The sequence below is a fragment of the Brevibacterium album DSM 18261 genome (genome assembly GCF_000426445.1).
GTDB classification, from domain to species: Bacteria; Actinomycetota; Actinomycetes; order Actinomycetales; family Brevibacteriaceae; genus Brevibacterium; species Brevibacterium album.
In genome coordinates this window covers 750,334-768,556 of the sequence record NZ_AUFJ01000009.1, presented here as the reverse complement: position 1 = coordinate 768,556, position 18,223 = coordinate 750,334, and the positions used below count along the sequence as shown (strand labels likewise).

Annotated in this window: 15 protein-coding genes; 7 read left to right on the top strand and 8 right to left on the bottom strand. The window is 71.4% G+C overall.

What is annotated here, in order from left to right:
* Positions 1-106 precede the first annotated feature (106 nt).
* The 7 genes from K318_RS23425 to K318_RS0103465 all read right to left on the bottom strand — a co-directional run bounded on the left by K318_RS23425 (position 107) and on the right by K318_RS0103465 (position 9,211).
* A complete protein-coding gene (locus tag K318_RS23425) occupies positions 107-1,318 on the bottom strand; it encodes an alpha/beta hydrolase (RefSeq protein WP_051297439.1) in 1,212 nt (403 codons plus the stop codon).
* Positions 1,319-1,516: 198 nt separating this feature from the next.
* A complete protein-coding gene (locus K318_RS0103490; RefSeq protein WP_084499577.1) occupies positions 1,517-2,731 on the bottom strand; it encodes a VIT1/CCC1 transporter family protein in 1,215 nt (404 codons plus the stop codon).
* A 147-nt stretch (positions 2,732-2,878) separates the two neighbouring features.
* Positions 2,879-3,697 carry an enoyl-CoA hydratase/isomerase family protein gene (locus K318_RS19105; RefSeq protein WP_051297437.1) on the bottom strand — a complete coding sequence of 273 codons (819 nt, stop codon included), beginning with the start codon at positions 3,695-3,697 and terminating at the stop codon, positions 2,879-2,881.
* Positions 3,694-5,250: an AMP-binding protein gene (locus tag K318_RS0103480; protein ID WP_211233263.1), complete on the bottom strand. Its 1,557-nt coding sequence runs from the start codon at positions 5,248-5,250 to the stop codon at positions 3,694-3,696. The genes K318_RS19105 and K318_RS0103480 overlap by 4 nt, the downstream gene beginning before the upstream one ends.
* A 3-nt stretch (positions 5,251-5,253) precedes the next feature.
* Positions 5,254-6,447 carry an acetyl-CoA acetyltransferase gene (locus K318_RS0103475; protein WP_029088452.1) on the bottom strand — a complete coding sequence of 398 codons (1,194 nt, stop codon included), beginning with the start codon at positions 6,445-6,447 and terminating at the stop codon, positions 5,254-5,256.
* Positions 6,444-7,853, bottom strand: coding sequence for an OB-fold domain-containing protein (locus tag K318_RS0103470; RefSeq protein ID WP_029088451.1), 1,410 nt, complete (start codon positions 7,851-7,853; stop codon positions 6,444-6,446). Before K318_RS0103470 ends, K318_RS0103475 begins: the two co-directional genes overlap by 4 nt.
* Before the next feature lie 98 nt (positions 7,854-7,951).
* On the bottom strand, positions 7,952-9,211 hold the full coding sequence (locus K318_RS0103465) for a TetR/AcrR family transcriptional regulator (protein ID WP_029088450.1): 1,260 nt from the start codon (positions 9,209-9,211) through the stop codon (positions 7,952-7,954).
* Positions 9,212-9,443: 232 nt separating this feature from the next.
* Between K318_RS0103465 and K318_RS0103460 the strand changes: the two genes are divergently transcribed.
* From K318_RS0103460 to K318_RS19090, 7 genes are all read left to right on the top strand, one after another.
* The gene (locus K318_RS0103460; protein ID WP_029088449.1) at positions 9,444-10,352 is read left to right on the top strand and encodes an SDR family oxidoreductase; all 909 of its coding nucleotides are present in this window, start codon (positions 9,444-9,446) and stop codon (positions 10,350-10,352) included.
* Positions 10,353-10,362: 10 nt separating this feature from the next.
* Positions 10,363-10,854 carry a MaoC family dehydratase N-terminal domain-containing protein gene (locus K318_RS0103455; protein WP_051297435.1) on the top strand — a complete coding sequence of 164 codons (492 nt, stop codon included), beginning with the start codon at positions 10,363-10,365 and terminating at the stop codon, positions 10,852-10,854.
* The gene (locus K318_RS19100) at positions 10,851-11,366 is read left to right on the top strand and encodes a MaoC/PaaZ C-terminal domain-containing protein (protein ID WP_084499573.1); all 516 of its coding nucleotides are present in this window, start codon (positions 10,851-10,853) and stop codon (positions 11,364-11,366) included. The genes K318_RS0103455 and K318_RS19100 overlap by 4 nt, the downstream gene beginning before the upstream one ends.
* Positions 11,363-12,535, top strand: a complete 1,173-nt coding sequence (locus K318_RS0103445; RefSeq protein ID WP_051297433.1) for an acyl-CoA dehydrogenase family protein — start codon at positions 11,363-11,365, stop codon at positions 12,533-12,535. Before K318_RS19100 ends, K318_RS0103445 begins: the two co-directional genes overlap by 4 nt.
* Before the next feature lie 11 nt (positions 12,536-12,546).
* Complete coding sequence (locus K318_RS19095) at positions 12,547-14,166, top strand: class I adenylate-forming enzyme family protein (RefSeq protein ID WP_084499572.1); 1,620 nt, start codon at positions 12,547-12,549, stop codon at positions 14,164-14,166.
* Entirely contained in the window at positions 14,163-15,263 is a 1,101-nt protein-coding gene (locus K318_RS0103435; protein WP_029088446.1) for a CaiB/BaiF CoA transferase family protein, read from the top strand. Before K318_RS19095 ends, K318_RS0103435 begins: the two co-directional genes overlap by 4 nt.
* 415 nt (positions 15,264-15,678) lie before the next feature.
* On the top strand, positions 15,679-16,797 hold the full coding sequence (locus K318_RS19090) for a TAXI family TRAP transporter solute-binding subunit (RefSeq protein ID WP_169721439.1): 1,119 nt from the start codon (positions 15,679-15,681) through the stop codon (positions 16,795-16,797).
* 88 nt (positions 16,798-16,885) lie between these two features.
* Here K318_RS19090 and dctP read toward each other — a convergent pair whose 3' ends face one another.
* Positions 16,886-18,070 carry a TRAP transporter substrate-binding protein DctP gene (dctP, locus tag K318_RS25720; RefSeq protein ID WP_156913752.1) on the bottom strand — a complete coding sequence of 395 codons (1,185 nt, stop codon included), beginning with the start codon at positions 18,068-18,070 and terminating at the stop codon, positions 16,886-16,888.
* Between the last annotated feature and the right edge of the window lie 153 nt (positions 18,071-18,223).

Here is an 18,223-nt window from a genome sequence, read left to right as displayed (position 1 = left end):
CTGCGCTGAGGTGCGGCGCCGTGCCTGCGCGCATGTGGGGATTGCGTTCATTTCGGTGTGGAGGCGCCGGAACTGCATACGTGGAGGGCGGGCGGAGTTCTGTGCCTCAGTCTTTCCCCGTGCCGTGCAGCTGTGTTCCCAGCCATGCGCCGAGGCGGTCGATGAGCGCGGCCCCGTCGGCGAGCACGCCGTCGGCGTGGAGGAAGCCGTGCGGCATGCCGGGGAAATCCCACTGCGTGAGGGGGTTCCCGGCTGCGCGGAGGGCATCGCCGAGGGCCAGGCACTCGTCCCGGAGCACATCGACGCCGGCGGTGGCGAGGAGGACCGGAGGCAGACCGCCGAGATCCGCGCGTCCCACCGAGACCAGCGGCGAGAACCGCTCAGAGCCGGGTGCGTAGCAGTCCCAGTAGAAGGCCATGCGCGCGGCCGTGAGTCCGCAGCCCTCCGCGAAGTCCCGGTAGCTCGGGGTGTCCTGCCCCGCGTCGGTGACGGGATAGACGAGTGCGAGCGCTGCGGGTGCCGGTGCCTCGGGCGCGGACCAGGTGAAGGAGGGGCGCGGTCCTGCCGCGGGAAGGGAGAAGGCCGCGCGGTCCCGGAGGGCGAGGGCGGTGGCCAGCGCCAGGTTCCCGCCCGCCGAGTCTCCGGCGAGTCCCACCCTGTGCGGGTCGATGCCCAGCCCGGCGGCGTGCTCAGTGACCCAGGCGTAGGCGGCCAGACTGTCGGTGAGCGGCAGGGGGTAGGGGTGCTCGGGGGCCTTCTGCGGGGTGGCGATGACGACGGGGCAGCCGGCCGCATCGGCGATCGCGCGGGCGGAGGAGTCGGCGAGGTCCGCGTTGCCGGTGACCCAGCCGCCGCCGGGCAGCAGGACGAGCGCGGGCAGGGGCGGCGCTGGTGCCTTGGGAGGGGCGGGCGGGGCGGAGGCCGCATCGAGGGCCGCGCCGGAGGAGGCTCCCGCGGCATCGGCGTGAGTGGAGGAGTGGGCACCGGCGGGGCTCGCAGAGGCGGACTGGACGGTGCGGCAGCTCGCCGATGTCGGAGCGGGCCAGTGGATGCGGAGGGGAACCTCGGCGGTGGGCGAGGGTGCGAAGGTGTCGAGCGTGCGCGCCACCGGCCGTGGTGCGCGTTGCTTCCACGCCGCCGCCGAGGCCTGGGCCCGGGCCTCCTGCAGCGGCAGCCGGTCCGTGGGAACGGGTGTGCGGCGGGCCGTCTCCCGCAGGTATGCGAGGGCATCGGGCGAGAGCGCGGCCGGCCCGGGGACGCGGCGGGCTGCTGCAGCGGCGCGGCCGTCTGCCGTGGTCGCAGGACGAGGAGCATTCACGGGGTCATCGTATGACGTCGACGCACATACGCCAGCGGTGCCGTCCGCGCGTATGCACCTTCTGCGCTCTGAGCGGCGCCGGAGCGCAGGAAGCACATACCTCAGCGGTGGCGTCCGCGCACGTATGTGCGGAATGCGTCGTCGTAGCGCTGCAGCCGCAGAAGGTGCATACGTGAACCGCGTGAGGGCGGCAGCTCCTCAGCCCGTCACCGTGCCGAACGCGAGGCCCAGCGCGTATGTGACCGCCGCGGCGCCGAAGCCGATCGCGAGCTGCCGCATGGCCCGCGGCAGCGGCGGACGCCCGGAGAGGATCCCCACGACGCCGCCGGTCGCGAGCAGCGCGATGCCCACGAGCGCCGCCGCGAGGATGACGGCCGCGGTGCCCTCCATGCCGAAGACGTAGGGCAGGATCGGGATGATCGCGCCGGAGGCGAAGAAGCAGAAGCTCGACACCGCCGCTCCCAGGCCGGTGCCCAGCTCCTCGTGCGCATCGGCCTCCCCCATGCCGACCTCGGCCTCGCCGCGGTGGGAGGGGGAGGGACGCTTGTGCACGCGGGCCTGGGCGCGCCGGATGCGGGCCTCGGCGTGCGCGTTCGCCTCGTCCTCGCTCATGCCGCGCGCGCGGAAGACGAGGGCGAGCTCATTCGCATCGATGTCCAGGTGCGGCAGCGCCCGGGCCGATTCGGGGTCCGGTGCCGAGGCCTCGAGCAGCTCGCGCTGCGAGCGCACCGAGACGTACTCGCCCGCGCCCATCGACAGCGCGCCCGCGAGGAGCCCGGAGACGCCCGTGAGCAGGACCTGACCGGTCGTCATGCCCGCGGCGGCGACGCCGAGGACGAGGGCGAGATTCGAGACGAGGCCGTCGTTCGCCCCGAACACCGCTGCCCGGAAGCTGCCGGAGAGCCGGGCGCGGGACTGCTGGGCCAGGGCCCGGACGACCTCGGCGTGGATGGTCTCGTCGGCCGCCATCTGCCGGGTGGCCCAGCGGTCGCTCGTGTACGGGGAGCGGGACTCGGACTGCTGCGCGAGCGCGAGGACGAAGACCGAGCCGAACACCCGCCCCAGCAGGGCGAGGACGAGCGTGCCGAGGGAGGGGCGGCGCGCGGGTTCGGCGTAGTCGCCGAGCAGCGTCGTCCAGTGCTGCTGGTGCCGTGATTCGGCATCGGCCAGCGCCGTGAGGATCTCCGCCTCCTCGCCCTCCCTGCGTGCGGCGAGGCTGCGGTAGACGCGCTCCTCGAGGCGCTCGTTGGCGAGGTGCTTCTGCCAGCGGCGGACGAGGGCGCGGTCGGGGCCGGACAGGGTGTCCGAGGACGAGAAGACGGGGCGGGTGAGGAGCGGGTGCTCTCCCGCATCGCCCGGGATGTCGCTGCCCGCCGTGCTCTGCGCCTCCGGCTCCCTCGGGTCTTCCTGCATCGTGCTGTCCTCCTGAGCGCCCGGCCCGGTGCCGGGACTGCGGCCGCGGGCCGCACGTCGACTGGTCTGTGCCGACCGTCGAGTCTAGGTCTCAGGGGACTCCGTTTCAATAGTTGCGCAATCACTTGATCGTTGGTGTGGGGGACGTCACCGCCTGCTGCGGAACTCCTGCACCGCCCGCTCGTGGGCCGCCGTCTCGCCGCAGATCACCTGGGAGCGGTACTCGAGCAGCAGGTGGTCGTGCAGGCTGGATGCGCTCGCCGAGGCCCCCAGCAGCTCCTTCGTCTGTCGCAGGGACTCCGCCGAGCGCCTCGCGAGATCCGCGGCCAGCTCCTGCGCCCGCGCTCGCGGGTCCGCGGTGATCTCCGAGGCCAGCCCCCAGTCCAGCGCCTGCTGCGCGAGGACCGGGGTCGCGGTGTAGAGGACATGAGCCGCCCGTCCGGCCCCGATGAGGCGCGGCAGGTGGAAGGAGAGCCCCAGATCGCCCGGTGTCATGCCGATGTCCGTGAAGACGGGGTTGAAGCTCGCATCCGGGGCGATGACGCGCAGATCGCAGGCCGCCGCCAGGGCGAAGCCCGCACCCACCGCATGACCGCGCACCGCCGCGATCACCGGCTGCGGGAGATCGCGCAGAAGACGGACGGTCTGGAACACGCGCCGGCTCCGCTGCGCCCTGTCCTCCATCGCGGCGAACTCCTGCGGCGCCTTCATGTCCTTGCCCGTGCTGAAGGCGCGTCCCGCTCCGGTGAGGACCACCACCGCGCAGTCCGGGTCCCTGTCCACCTCGTGCAGGGCCTCGGTGAGGCGTGCGAACAGCTCCGTGTTCGCGGCATTGAGGCGCTCGGGCCGGTTGAGCAGGAGCGTGGTCACGGGCCCTGCGCGCTCGATCAGCACGGTGTCAGCGGCCTCGGGCGTGAGGGGAGGCAGGCCAGAGGCCGCGATCCTGGGCGCAGTGCTGTCGGTCATCTCCGGGTTCCTTCCGCTGTGCCGTCGAGGTACCCCTGGCGGAGCCGGCGCTTGAACAGCTTTCCCGAGTCCTCGCGGGGCAGCTGCTCCTCGAACCGGATGGTCCGCGGCACCTTGTATCCGGCCAGGCTGCCGCGCAGGGCCTCCGTGATCGCCGCAGGCGTCAGTGCGGCCCCGGCGGCCGGCTGCACGCAGGCGACCAGCGACTCGCCGAACTCCTCGTCCGGCACGCCGAAGACCGCGACGTCCTCCACCCCGTCGAGGCTGTGGATGGCCGCCTCGATCTCCGCGGGGTAGATGTTCACCCCGCCGGAGATCACCATGTCGCTCGCCCGGTCGCTGAGATAGAGGTAGCCGTCCTCGTCGAGCCAGCCGATGTCGCCCACCGTGAGGAAGCCGTCGACCTCGATGCTCCGCCTCTTGCCCTCGTCCCCGATGTACGTGAAGTCCGGCTGGCTGCCCGTGTTCCTGCCGTAGATGACGCCCGTCTCACCAGGTCCCGCCCAGGTGCCGTCGGCGCGGAGGATGCGCAGCTCGCAGTCGGGGTTCGCCCGGCCCACTGTGCCCGGCCGCTCGAGGGACTCGGCGCTCGTCACATAGGTCCAGGCACCGCTCTCCGAGCCGCCGTAGTACTCGCACACCACGGGTCCGAACCAGTCGATCATCGCTTCCTTGAGCGCCGGCGTGCACGGAGCGGCGGCGTGCACCACGAGCTCCAGGGAGGAGACGTCATAGGCCTCGCGGACCTCGCGGGGCAGCGCCAGCAGGCGATGGAACATCGTGGGCACCATCTGCACCGTGGCCACGCGGCGCGCGTCCACGATGCGGAGGAACTCCTCCGCATCGAAGCGGGGCATCACCGTGATGTCGAGGCCGGCGGCCAGGGCGAACATCGCATGGGTGTGCGGGGCCGTGTGGTAGAGCGGGGCCGGCAGCACGGTGGGCACGCCCGGCCTCAGCCCGCAGCGCTGGGCCTGGCGGCGGAGCATGCGTCCCATGAGTGCGGGATCGGGCCGCTCGCGGAGGATGCCCTTGGGCAGGCCCGTCGTGCCCGAGGTGTATATGACGCCCAGCGGAGGAGCCGGCCGCTCATGACCGGCGGGCTCGTGGGCGGCGATGAGCTCCTCGAGGACGGGATGCCGCCCCGTCAGCGGCACCTCGCCCACCCCGTATGCTGCTGTGACCTCCGGCGGCACCTCCGCCTCGACGATCACCGTTCCCTCCGGCGCATGCCGTTCCACCGCGGGCAGCAGGTCGCTGTGGGCGATGACCAGGCTCGCCTGGGAGTCTTGGAGCAGGTGTCGCAGGTCCTCACCCGTCCAGTGCCAGTTGACGGGGATGGGGTGCGCATCGAGTGCCGCGGCGGCGAGGTTCGCCTCGAGGACGGCGGTCTCGTTGCGCATCACGATCGCACAGCGGTCCTCAGCCCGCAGGCCGAGTTCCCGCAGTCCGCCGGCCAGCCGGCGGGCCCGGTCATACGTCTCGCTCAGGCTCTGCTCGCGCTCGCCGCTGCGGAGCATGGGGCCCGAGGCGGGCTCGCCTCCCGCAGGCACGGCTCAGCCCTCCTCCGCGCCGACGATCGCGACGAAGGACACGCACTCGCCGGGGCCGCCGCCCAGGTTCTGCGTGAGCCCGTACTTCCTGCCCCGCAGCGAGACCTGCCGCTCCTCGGGTGCCTCTCCGCGCAGCTGCAGCCAGCACTCGAAGAGCATGCGCAGACCGGAGGCGCCGATGGGGTGGCCGAAGCTCTTGAGGCCCCCGTCCGGGTTGACCGGCAGGACGCCGTCGCGCGCATAGCGGTCCTCGAGCGTGTCCGACCAGGCCTCGCCGCGGGCGGAGAAGCCGAGGTCCTCCATGAGCACGAGCTCCGTGGGGGTGAAGCAGTCGTGCACCTCGCACATGGACAGGTCCTCGACGGGATCGGTGACCCCGGCCTGCGCGTAGGCATCGGAGGCCGAGCGCACGACCTCCTCGAACGAGGTGTAGTCGAATTCGGGGTCGATGGGGCCCGTGCCCGGCCCTGCGGCGAAGGCCAGCGCCTTCACGTACAGCGGACTGTCCGTGTACTTGTGGGCGTCCTCGGCGCGCACGATGATCGCCGCCGCGGCGCCGTCGCTCACCCCCGAGCAGTCGAAGACGCCCAGGTCCCCGGCGACGCGCGGGGAGCTGCGGATCGTCTCCTCGGGCACCTCGGACCGGAACTGTGCGCGTTCGTTCCGCGCCCCGTTCGCGTGGTTCTTCCATGCGACCCGGGTCATGGCGGACTTGAAGTCCTCACGGTCCACCCCGTACTTCCGGGAGTAGGAGGGCGCGATGACGGAGAAGCGCGCGGGTGCCGTGAGACTGCCGCCGGTGCCCGCGTTCGGCGGATCGGCGCGGTGCAGTCCGGAGTAGCCGGAGTCCTTGAGCTTCTCGACGCCCACCGCCATCACCATGTCGTAGGCGCCCGAGGCCACGGCATAGCAGGCGTTCCGGAACGCCTCCGAGCCGGAGGCGCAGAAGTTCTCCACCCGGGTGACGGGCTTGTAGTCGGTCTTGAGCGCGGACGACAGGGTCATCCCGGAGAATCCCGAGGTCAGCGTGCCGAGCCAGAAGGCATCGACATCGTCCTTCGCGACGCCGGCCGAGGCGAAGGCCGCCTCGCAGGCGTCGATGGCCATGTCCGAGGTCGAGGTCTCCCAGTGCTCGCCGAACTGCGTGCATCCCATGCCGATGATCGCAACGCGATCCTTGATCCCGTGTGACGTCATGACGCCTCCTCGCTGAGTGGGCGGGCCTTCCAGAAGTAGTTGACGATCCCGTCCGCCTCGCCGATCCGGCGGAACGTCATCTGCACGCGGTCGCCGATGGCCACGGCCTCGGGATCGGCGTCCGTGAGCTCGCAGGCGAACCTGCCGCCGCCGTCGAAGTCGATGACGACGCCGATCACGGGCGGCGCGGGCGAATAGGCCAGGTGGTCGACGGTGTACGTGGCGATGGTGCCGGTCACGTCCGCGAGCGGCTCGTCCTTCATCCGGTCCGTCGCCCCGCAGCGCAGGCACACGCGCTGCGGTGGCATGTGGCGGGTGGCGCACTCATCGCAGCGTGCGCCCGTGAACCCGTACTTCCAGCGCGCCTCGCGCAGGGAGGCCGGTGCGGAGATGCGCAGCGGTTCCGGCCTGCGCGGCGCGGGCCTGCTCAGCAGGCCCTTCCAGGTGAGGAAGGTGGCATAGGCGAGCTGGTCGTCGCCCGCGGCTATCTGCTCCGCGACCGTCTCCCCGCGACGGAGCGCGGTGATCGCCTCCGTCACGCGCAGGACGAGGGTGTCCGCACCGTCGGCCAGGAGGGTGAGGGCGAGGACATCGCCGGGCCGGGCCCGGTCGAGCATGTCCGCGAGCAGGATGCCCGCGTGCGCACTGCCGGCGCGGCCGATCGCGGTCGTGAGATCGTCCGCACGCACGCTCCCCAGGCCCGTCGACTTCCCGAGCTGCTTCACCGCACGCTCGGAGAGCCCCGTGGCCGCCCAGGCGGTGACCTCGGCGGGGGTGAGGCCGGCCTCGTCGAGCGCCTGGCCGACCGAGGCCGCGCCGAGGCGGGCATAGCTCTCCTGGCCGAACCGCTCCTCCCAGGTGCGGGCGAAGTCCTCGCCGGGGGAGCCCCAGCGGTAGAGGAACTCGGCGGTGGCCGACCCGGTGCCCAGCAGCTCCGCGACGGGCGCGGCGCTGCCGAGGACGAAGGCGGCGGCGCCGTCGCCCCCGCCGATCTCGTCCGCGCCGCCGGAGGGGCCGATGACGGTGTCCGCCAGCGCCACCAGCTGGGTTCCGGATCCGGCGAACCCGTCGAGCAGCGCGCCGAGCGCGCTGCGCTCGGGCCCGCAGCGGTCCACCGCACGCGTCCGGGCGGGCAGCGAGAGCGCGGCGTGGACCGCAGTCGCGTTCGTCTTCGCCGCGTACACCGGATGTGCGGAGGAGAACGCCACCGCGCCGATGGATTCGGCCGCCGCACCGCGGAGCGCACGGCGGGCGGCTTCGGCGGCCATCGTCGTGGTGTCCTCGTCGTATCCCGCGACCGCTCGGGTGCGTCCTGCGCGCCCGGTGCCCAGCGCCTCGCGCACCGTGTCCGATCTGAGCCGTGCACGTGGGACATAGGCCCCGTAGCTGATGATCCCTGTCGTCACCCCAGCCTCCCCCTCGAGTCCGTCGTCATGGCAGAGAATATATATGGACGTTAACTCGAAGGCAAGGGTTGAGGTGCTCTGATCTGCGCAGATTCCAGTCAGGAAGCGCTTGTGGGGCTCTCGGGCGATGACCCTAGGGTCGCGGATATGCATATGGCTGTTAACTCATGAGCGAGTGAGGGGTGGCGCAGAACCTCATCGCTCTGCACCGTCCGCGCCAGGATCGAGAACACGGCGCCGATGCGCACCCGGGCCTCCTTCAGAGGCATGTCCGGGAAGGCGTCGTGGAGCTTCGACGCGACCTCCTCGACGGTGACGCGGCGCCTGCGCTTGCTCTCGGTGCGGGCCTCCGGGTCCGCGCCCGCGGCCATCGTGAAGTTGATGCCGAAGAGGTCGCTGAACTCGACGTGCAGCCGGCAGAAGCGCTCGATCATGATCCGCACGGCCTCACCCGGGGTGCCGGCGCTGCGCAGTGCGAAATCGACGGCGGTGAGCAGGAGATCGTGTCCGCGAGCGACGATCTGCGCGAGGACGCTCTCCTTGCTGGGGAAGTGGCGGTGGATCGCGGACGGTGTGACCCCCACTTCCGCGCCGATGTCCTTGAGCGTCACGGCATTGAAGCCGGACCTGCGGAAGAGCGCGCTGGCCGCCGTGAGCACGGCCTCTCCCCGGTTGACGTGGCGCAGCGGGGCGGGCTCAGCCTGTGTGGGGCCCGCTCCCTGTCCGGGGGCCTGTGCTTGGGCGGTGCTCGCCTCGGGCGCTCCCGCTGCGGGGTCCTCCTTCCCGGGTGCCGCCGGCAGGGGGGCTGCGAGGATGCGCGCGGCCATGTCCCCGGCGATGGCCGCCCTGCGCGTCCGGCTCGCGTTCCTCGTGAGCCCGACGTGGATGAACATCCCCTGTAGTGCCGTGAGCTTGAGCCGGCCCTCGGGGGAGGTGAGCGTGACGCCGTACTCCGCCAGCAGGTCCTTCCACGGTGCGCGGATGTCCGCGCGGATGAGGTGCACGCGCTCCTGTGCCTCGGCGCCGAGGTGCTGCCGCTGGTAGGCGAAGACGAAATAGCCGTCCGGATCGTCGAGGGCGGTCTCGATCACCGCCTCGAGGATGGCGGTGGGGCGTTCCGTGCCGCCGAGTCCGAGCCAGGTCTTGCGCAGTGTGTGCAGATGCGTCTCGACGATCGCGGCGAGCAGGGCGTCCTTGCCCCTGAAGTGCCGGTAGATGGCGGGTCCGGAGATGCCGACCGCCGCGCCGATCTCGTCGATGCCGATCTCCTGGTAGCCCCGCTGCCGGAACAGGAGGGCTGCCGCTGCCCTGATCTGCGCGGCACGGTCCGCGCCGTTCCCGCCATTCTGCCTGCTCATGTCCCGACCGCTCTCCTCGATTCCCGCACCGCGCTGGCTCCTCCCAGCCTAAGGGTCGCGCGGATGCTCCTCTGATGTTAACGACTGTTGACTATGCTCCTCTCCATGAATACGCTGTTCCGCATACCCGGAGTGCTGCGTTCACCGCGATGAAGCGGTGTTCGAGGCTGGTCTCGTGATCGGATCGCGAGAGTCCGGTGATAACGGCCATATGAATTCGAAGGGGAGTCTCATGGGCAATCTGCAGGGTCGGACCGCGATCATCACGGGAGCCGGGCGGGGGCTGGGGCGCTCCCACGCGCTCCGCTTCGCCCAGCTGGGCGCCTCGGTCGTGGTCAACGACAACGGGGGCGGTCCGGACGGCGCCGGCGCAGACGACTCGCCGGTGCACGAGGTGGTCGAGGAGATCCGGGCGGCCGGCGGCACGGCCGTCGCCCACATCGGCAGCGTCACCGACTGGGCGAGCGGCGCGGAGATGGTGGAGCTGGCCGTGAGCGAGTTCGGGCGCCTCGACGTGCTCGTCGCCAATGCGGGGATCCTGCGGGACCGGACCCTGGCGAACCTGTCCGAGGCGGAGTGGGACTCCGTGATCGCGGTCCACCTCAAGGGCCACGCCGCTCCTCTGCACCACGCCGCCGCCTACTGGCGCTCCGAGTCCAAGGCCGGCCGCGAGGTCAACGGCTCCGTCATCACCACCTCCTCGGGCTCGGGGCTGTTCGGCAACCCCGGCCAGGCGAACTACGCCGCGGCGAAGGCCGGCATCGCCGCCCTCACCCTCGTGGCCGCCCGCGAGCTGGAGCGCTACGGCGTGCGGGCCAACTGCATCGCCCCGGCCGCCCGGACACGCCTGACCCTGCAGACCCCGGGCATGGGCGAGCGCCTGGACGCCCAGATCACCGAGGACGGCTTCGATCCCTGGGCGCCGGAGAACATCACGCCGCTCGTCGCCTGGCTCGCGCAGGCCGACTGCCCGGTCTCCGGACAGGTGTTCGCCAACCGCGGGGGGCACATCGGTCGCATGCAGGGCTGGACCGAGGTCGAGGCCTTCGACAAGGAGGGCGCGGCCTGGACGGAGGACGAGCTCGACTCCGCGCTCGCGGGTCTGCCCACCTCTGCTCCCTCCTACTCGACGACGATCTGAGGGGGCTGGCATGTCGCACGCACGCACCGAGGCGCCACCGCAGGCGCCTCCGCCGCCGCAGAGCATCATCGGCAGGACCCTGCCGCCGTTCCGGACCACTCCGGAGAGGAGCCAGCTGCAGTTCTTCGCACAGGTGATCGGGGAGACGGATCCGGTCTACTCGGATGTGGAGGCCGCCCGCGCCGTCGGTCACCCGGACCTCCTCGTGCCGCCCACCTTCTTCTTCAGCCTCGAGCTGAGGCGCCCCGATTCGCACGTGCTCATCGACGAGCTCGGCTTCGACCGCAGGCAGTTCCTCCACGGCGAGGAGCGGTTCCGCTACCACGCGCTCGCCTTCGCCGGTGAGGAGCTCGAACTCGCCGCCGAGTACACCGACTGCTATGAGAAGCGCGGCGGCGCGCTGACCTTCATCGTCAGGCGCACCACGGTGAGGCGCGAAGGAGTGCTCATCGCAGAACTGAGCAATGTGCTCGCGATCCGACAGCTGGAGATCCGCTCATGACCGCAACCGCTACCGCATCCGTCCCGCGCCCCCAGGGCCCCCTCGCCCCGGGGGATGCGCTGACCCCGCTCGCGCTGGCCCCCATCAGCCGCACGACGCTCGCGCTGTTCGCCGGCGCCTCGGGCGACCACAACCCCATCCACATCGACCTCGACGTGGCGCACTCCGCCGGCCTCGACGACGTGTTCGCCCACGGCATGCTCTCGATGGCGTACCTGGGCAGGTTCCTCACCGCGAACGTCGCGCAGCCCCGCATCCGCGAGTGGGGGGTGCGCTTCACCGCGATCACCCCCGTGCACGCGGAGCCCGTCTGCACGGGCTCCGTGCGCGAGGTCGTCGAGCGCGACGGGGAGCGCCTGGCGGTGCTCGACATCGCCGTGACCCTGGCCGACGGCACCGTGACCCTCCGCGGCGACGCGTTCGTCACGGCCGAGCCTGTTCCCGAGGCCGCGGCCGGCGCCTCGGCGGCTGCGGCCTCGGGCGCCTCGGCAGCCCGGGGAGGTGCGGCATGACGACGCTCGACCGCACCAAGCCCGGCTGGATGACCGGTGAGGTCGCCGATCTCTTCGAACTCGCCTGCGACTTCTTCGAGAAGGAGGCGGTGCCGAATCTCGAGCGCTGGAACGAGCAGCGCTGTGTCGACAGGGAGTTCTGGGAGAGGGCCGGCGAGCTGGGGCTGCTGCTCACCTCGATCCCGGAGGAGTACGGCGGGGGCGGCGGCTCGTTCCTGCACTTCGCCGCGGTCGCGGAGGCGATCGGCCGGACCGGCGACAGGTCCTGGGGCAACAACGTCCACAGCGGCATCGTCGCCCACTACCTGCTGGCCCACGGCACGGAGGAGCAGAAGCGGCGCTGGCTGCCGCAGCTGGCCTCGGGGCAGCGGGTCGCGGCCATCGGCATGACCGAACCGTCCGCGGGATCGGACCTCAAGGCCATCCGCACCACCGCGGTGAGGGAGGGCGACGAGTACGTCATCAGCGGGTCGAAGACCTTCATCACCAACGGGCAGACGGCCGACCTCATCGTGCTCGCGGTGAAGACGGACCCCGTCGCGGGGGCACACGGGGTCTCGCTCATCGTCATCGAGACGGAGGCGGTGAGCGGGTTCCGCCGCGGGCGCACGCTGAACAAGATCGGCCAGCACGGCGCGGACACCTCGGAGCTGTTCTTCGACGAGGTGCGTGTGCCTGCGGAGAACCTGCTGGGCGCGGAGGGCGGCGGCTTCGGGATCATGATGGGCGAGCTGCGCCAGGAGCGGCTCATCATCGGCATCACCGCTATCGCCGCGATGGAGCTCGCGGTGCGCGAGACCGTGGACTACGTGAATGAGCGAGAGGCCTTCGGCGCCCCGCTCGTGAAGATGCAGAACACCCGCTTCGTGCTCGCGGAGGCCGCCACGCAGGCCCGTGTGGCGCGGGTGTTCCTCGATGACTGCATCGCCCGGCACATGGTCGGGGAGCTGAGTGCGGCCGAGGCGGCGATGTGCAAGTGGTGGCTCACGGACCAGCAGAACGACGTGATCGACAAGCTCCTGCAGCTCTACGGCGGCTACGGCTACATGACCGAGTACACGATCGCCCGCCTCTTCGCCGATGCCAGGGCGCAGAAGATCTACGGCGGCGCCAACGAGGTCCAGAAGGAGCTCATCGCCCGGACGCTGGACCGGACCGGGCGGGGCTGAGGGGAGGCGGGATGGAGCTGACGCAGTCGCTGCACCGCAACCTGCAGCAGCGCCCGGACGCCGTCGCGCTGGTCGACGGGGAGACGGAGCTGAGCTGGCGGGAGTTCGTCGACGAGGTCGCCCGGCTCGCCGCCGCCCTGCGCGCCCACGGCGTGGAGCCGGGCGACCGGGTGGGGATCCTCGCGGAGAACTCCCACCGTGTGGTCGAGCACGTCTTCGCGTGCGCCTGGGCCGGTGCGGTCGCGACTCCGGTGAACTACCGCTGGTCGGTGACGGAGATGGCCGGGCAGATCGAGGAGGCCGAGGTCGGGGTCCTCCTCGTGGGGGACGGCTTCGCCGAGGTCGCGGCGGCGCTGCGGGAGCGCTGCGCGTGCCTCACCGTGCTTGTGCACGCGGACCGGGAGCCCGCTCCCGCAGGGTTCGCGGACGTGCGGAAGTGGATCGCCGGGGCTGCGCCGATGGCCGATGCCCGGCTCCCGGCGGACGCGCTCGCCCTTCTGCTCTACACGGGAGGCACGACGGGCGAGCCGAAGGGGGTGATGCTCAGCGCGCGCAGCGTCATGACCTCGGCGCTGGGCACCTTCGCCTCCACCGGTCTGCCGAACCGCGCCGAACGCTGCCTCGTGATCTCCCCGCTCTTCCACCTGGCAGCTCTCGGGAACCTCCTCGGCCACATGATGATCGGCTCGACGATCGTCGTGGTGCCGGGCTTCGACCCGGCCGCTGTCGCGGAGCTCGTCGACCGGCATGCGATCACGACGCTCACGATGGTGCCGACGATGATCGCGTGGATGCTCGACCACCTGGCCGACGGGGAGGAGGAGCGGCTGCGCACCCTGCGGACCGTGAGCTATGGGGCGGAGTCCATCTCCCCCGAGCTGCTGCGCCGACTGCGGGAGCGGCTGCCGCAGATCAGCCTCTCGCAGCGCTACGGGATGACGGAGCTGGGGCCGGTGGCGACCTCGCTGAGACCCGATGACCACGAGGACCCCGGCCTGCTGGCCTCGGTGGGCCGGGCGGCGCCGCACGCGGAGGTGCGCATCGTCGACCCGCTCGGCCGTGAGCTTCCCGCCGGCGAGGTGGGCGAGATCACGGTGCGCGGTGACAACGTCATGCTCGGCTACTGGAAGCGCCCGGAGGAGACGGCCCGCGCTCTCCGGGGCGGCTGGATGCACACGGGCGATGCGGGGCGGATGGATGAGAACGGCTACCTGTTCCTCGCGGACAGGCTCAAGGACATGATCATCACCGGCGGTGAGAACGTCTACAGCGCGGAGGTGGAGAAGGCGCTCGCGGAGCATCCGGCCATCGCACAGATCGCGGTGATCGGGGTGCCGGACGAGCGGTTCGGCGAGCGGGTGCACGCAGTCATCGTGCCCCGCGGTGAGGCGCGTCCCTCACTGGAGGAGCTGCGCGGCTTCGGCGCGGAGCGGCTGGCCCGCTACAAGCTGCCGCGGTCCGTGCAGCTGGTCGAGACGATGCCGCTCTCGCCCGTGGGCAAGATCCTCAAGCGGGCGCTGCGGGAGACCGCGGCCGAGGCGGCGGGAGCCGGTGCAGGAGCCTCCGAGGGCGAGGCCGCGGCAGCCGGGGCGCGAGCGACGGCCTCGGCGGAGAGGGGAGCCGGAGAATGAGCGGTACGGATACGGGCACGGGCCCCCTCGCGGGCATTCGGGTCGTCGAGTTCGCGGGGATCGGGCCGGGGCCGCACGCGGCGATGCTGCTTGCCGACCACGGGGCCGAGGTCGTGCGCGTCGAGCGTCCTGCGGGCGGGCCGCCGCCGGATGCCGTGCTCCGCGGCCGCCGTCTGGTCCGCGCGGACCTCAAGGACGCGGGCGACCGCGAGGCCGTGCTCCAGCTGCTGGATGCCGCCGATGTCCTCATCGAGGGCTTCCGGCCCGGAGTGATGGAACGCCTGGGCCTGGGGCCGGAGGAGGTCATGGGCCGCTGTCCGGGCCTCGTCTACGGCCGCATGACAGGCTGGGGGCAGGACGGGCCGGAAGCGCGCACCGCCGGCCACGACCTCGCGTACATCGCCCGGACGGGTGCGCTCTCGCTCATCGGGCAGAGCCCGGACGAGGCTCCCGTGCCCCCGCTCAACCTCGTGGGCGATTTCGGCGGAGGGTCGATGTTCCTGGTCATGGGCGTCCTCGCAGCGCTCCTCGAACGCGAGCGGACCGGGCGCGGGCAGGTGGTCGACGCCGCCATCGTGGACGGGACCGCCGCGCTCTCGGCGATGATGTGGGCCAGACGGGGCAGCGGCGGCTTCTCCGATGTGCGCGGCCGCAACCGGCTCGACGGCTCCGCCCCGTTCTACGCCGTCTACGAGTGCGCCGACGGCCGCCACATGGCCGTCTCCGCCGTGGAGCGGCCGTTCTTCGACCTCGTCACAGAGGCGCTGGGCCTGCCCGGCTGGCCGGAGGAGGAGCGGCTGGACCCGGAGCGCTGGCCGGTGCAGCGTGCCGTGCTGGCCGCGGAGTTCGCGCGCATGCCGCAGGCGCACTGGATCGAGGTCTTCGACGGCACGGACGCCTGCACCGCACCGGTGCGCTCGATGGCGGAGGCCGTTGCGGACCCGCAGATGGCGGCCCGCGGCGTCCTCGTGGAGGTCGACGGCGTGGTGCAGCCGCGCCCTGCGCCGCGTCTCTCCGCGCACGGAGTCCAGGAGCCCCGCCCGGTTCCGCACGAGGCGGAGCCGCTGGACGCCGTGCGCGCGGAATGGGGCGCATGAGCCCTGTTCGGTTAGCGACTGTCGACTTATCATGGCCCTGTGTGGCGCGCTCGCGCTGAGCGCTCCGCACAGGGCCCCTGTGCTGCCTCGGCGTCGTGGCGGGGGTGTTCGCTCTCTGACTGCCAGTCCGCAAACCTTCCAGTCCGCAAGCCCTCCAGTGCGCCGGTCTCCCAGCCCGCCGAGTGAGCGGTTTATGTCGGTCTGCGACGCCAAGGCCGACAGAAGTCGCTCACCCGGCAGCTCGGGGCTGACGTGAAAGTTAACGACCATTGACATTTAAGAACTGAGTTCTATAGGGTGGGGGCACGCCGGATGCGGCGCTCGACGGTGAGCGCGCTCCGAGGGCGAGGGGGTCCCGGTCGCATCGACGCGATCTGCGTCGCCGGAGCTGCCCGGAATGTGCGGAGGGAGAGTCATGAGCAGGGGATTTCGGAGGCTTCGGGGCGTCGCCGCCGCTGTGACGGCGGGGCTGCTGCTCGCATCCTGCGGGAGCGGCGAGGGGGCCGACGGCGATGCGGGCGAGGTGGTGATCACGAGCTACGGGACCTCGACCTCGTCCTATGCCGAGATGGCCGCGGTCGCGGAGGCGGTCATGCGCGCGGATGGCACGCGGTTCAGGATCCTCCCCTCGGATACGGGTGTGGGCCGGCTGCAGCCCCTCATCGAGGGGGCGGCGGACTTCGCGCGTACGGGTGACGAGTACTGGTTCGCGTTCGAGGCCATGTACGAGTACGCGGTGCCGGAATGGGGCCCGCAGCAGCTGCGCATCGTGTGGACGCCGGTCTCGCGCGTGGGCTTCCTCGCGCGTGCCGATGCGGGGATCAGCACGGCGGCGGACCTCGCCGGCAAGCGGGTGCCGCAGGTGACAGCGAACCCCTCCGCGGATACGAAGGTGCAGGCGCTGCTGCAGTCCGCCGGTCTGAGTCGCGCGGACACGGAGGCGGTGGACGTGTCCTATGGGGATCAGCCGGACGCGCTGAGGAGCGGCCAGATCGACGTCATGATCATGTCGACGGACGCCTCGGGTGTGGCCGAACTCCAGAGCGCGGGGGAGTACGAATGGGTCAATCTGGACCCCGCGGACCCCGAGCTCGAGGCGGCCTTCGCGGAATGGGCGCCGGCCGTCGAGTTCGACGAGTTCTCCGGCGCGCCGGGCCAGGCGGAGGGGCAGACCGGCTGGGCGATGCACTACCCGCTGCCCGTCATCACCCGCGCGGATGCCGCGGATGAGGAGGCGTACGAGATGACGAGGCGGATCGTGGAGGCCTATCCCGACTACGAGGGCTCCACGGCTATGGGCCCCATGTGGGCGGCGGATCGGGTGCCGCTCGTGCCGACGGTCGTGCCGTTCCACCCGGGCACCATCGGCTACCTCGAGGACGAGGGCCTGTGGAGCGAGGAGGCGCAGGAGCGTCAGGAGGAGCTGCTCGAGCGGGAGGAGGCGCTGCTCGCCGGCTGGGAGGAGGTCTCCTCGGGCGTGGACGGGGAGGAGCTCACCCGCGCCTGGGAGGAATGGCGTGCGGACAACCTCTGAGCCCCGCTCCAATCGAGTGAGCGGTTGCTGTCGGTCTGCGACGCTCGAACCGACAACAACCGCTCACTCGGCGGAGCAGGAGAGCGGCTCAGGGCGCGACCTCGGCGAGGTAGCCGTCGAGCTCGGCGGAGCGCTCCGCGACCGTCTCGTAGCGGGCGCGGAACGCCTCCGCGTCCTCCGGGGGTTCGGCGCTGATGCCGGAGGCCTCCTCGAAGAGGGGCACGGCGGCATCGACGGTTCCGGCGAAGTCGGCGACGACGGCCTCGGCATCGGTGGCGGCCTCGGGCGCGACCCCGGCCAGCCCCTCGGCGCGCTCCGTCCGGAACTCGAGGAGGGCATCGCGCATATCGGCGGGGATGATGACCTCGGTGTCCGCGTCCGGTGCGAGCGAACCCTCCTGGAGGAGTTCGTGGACCTCGTCGAACGAGGCGTGGGCGTAGGTGTCGAAGTACGCTTGGCGTCCCGTGGTCCGGATGATCTCCTGCAGGTCCTCCGGCAGGCTCTCGAACTTGTCCTTGTTGAACAGCACCGGCAGCACCGTCGGCGAGAACCCGATGGGCACGAGGTACTTCGCGATCTCGTAGAGGCCGAGGTCCTCCGCACCGGAGATCGAGGTGATCGTGCAGTCGATCGTGCCGCGCTGGAGGGCCTCGTAGGTCTCGCCGTGCGCCAGGGAGACGGGTGACATGCCCAGTTCCTCGATCTCCGCGCTGTGCAGGGTGGAGGCGACGCGGACGAGCTTGCCGCGGGCCTCCTCGAGGCTGCGGATGGGCTCCTTGCAGACGAGGGAGTAGGAGTCCGTGGTCGCCACCGTCACGGGTATCGCACTGTGCTCCGCGTACTCCGTCGTGACGGCCTCGCTGTCGAAGGCGGCGTGCATGGCGGGGTTGGCGACGAAGGGCGGCAGGATGTTGGCGGTGGGTGCGAGTCCGGTGAGGCCCTCGGCCCAGCTTGCGACGGGGAGGTCCTTGGGGTAGTAGGCGGTGGGGATGCTGGCGGAGTCCACCATGCCGGAGCTGAGCGAGTTGAGGATCTCGGTGCCGCCTGCCATCGAGCCGGACCAGAAGTACTCGACCTCGATGGTGCCCTCGTACTCCTCGTCGATCGCCTCGAACATCGCCTGGGCGGCCTGGCCCAGTGTGTTGTCCTGCGAGGTGAGGTCCGCGAAGCTCAGTGTGACGGTGTCCTGTTCGCTCTGGACGCCTCCGGCGCAGCCGGAGACGGCGGCGAGCAGGAGTGCGGCCATGACGGCGCCTGTGCGATGGGTTGCCACGGGTCTGTCCTCTCAGTGCCACCCGCGGGATGTTGATGTCTCCCGCGTGGATGATCGTTCGACTTCTTCGTCGACTGTTCCTCGTGCCATGCTTGATCATTCGACGCCCGAGGGGAGTCAAGCTCACTCCCTGAGGGTGAGACAAATGTATAT

Bases quoted from the DNA above. Each gene is read 5' to 3' on its own strand.
- K318_RS19100 (WP_084499573.1), top strand. From the start codon at position 10,851: ATGACCGCAACCGCTACCGCATCCGTCCCGCGCCCCCAGGGCCCCCTC.
- K318_RS0103445 (WP_051297433.1), top strand. From the start codon at position 11,363: ATGACGACGCTCGACCGCACCAAGCCCGGCTGGATGACCGGTGAGGTC.
- K318_RS19090 (WP_169721439.1), top strand. From the start codon at position 15,679: ATGAGCAGGGGATTTCGGAGGCTTCGGGGCGTCGCCGCCGCTGTGACG.
- K318_RS0103475 (WP_029088452.1), bottom strand. From the start codon at position 6,447: ATGACGTCACACGGGATCAAGGATCGCGTTGCGATCATCGGCATGGGA.
- K318_RS0103465 (WP_029088450.1), bottom strand. From the start codon at position 9,211: ATGAGCAGGCAGAATGGCGGGAACGGCGCGGACCGTGCCGCGCAGATC.
- K318_RS19105 (WP_051297437.1), bottom strand. From the start codon at position 3,697: ATGACCGACAGCACTGCGCCCAGGATCGCGGCCTCTGGCCTGCCTCCC.
- K318_RS0103460 (WP_029088449.1), top strand. From the start codon at position 9,444: ATGGGCAATCTGCAGGGTCGGACCGCGATCATCACGGGAGCCGGGCGG.
- K318_RS0103435 (WP_029088446.1), top strand. From the start codon at position 14,163: ATGAGCGGTACGGATACGGGCACGGGCCCCCTCGCGGGCATTCGGGTC.
- K318_RS0103490 (WP_084499577.1), bottom strand. From the start codon at position 2,731: ATGCAGGAAGACCCGAGGGAGCCGGAGGCGCAGAGCACGGCGGGCAGC.
- K318_RS0103455 (WP_051297435.1), top strand. From the start codon at position 10,363: ATGTCGCACGCACGCACCGAGGCGCCACCGCAGGCGCCTCCGCCGCCG.
- K318_RS19095 (WP_084499572.1), top strand. From the start codon at position 12,547: ATGGAGCTGACGCAGTCGCTGCACCGCAACCTGCAGCAGCGCCCGGAC.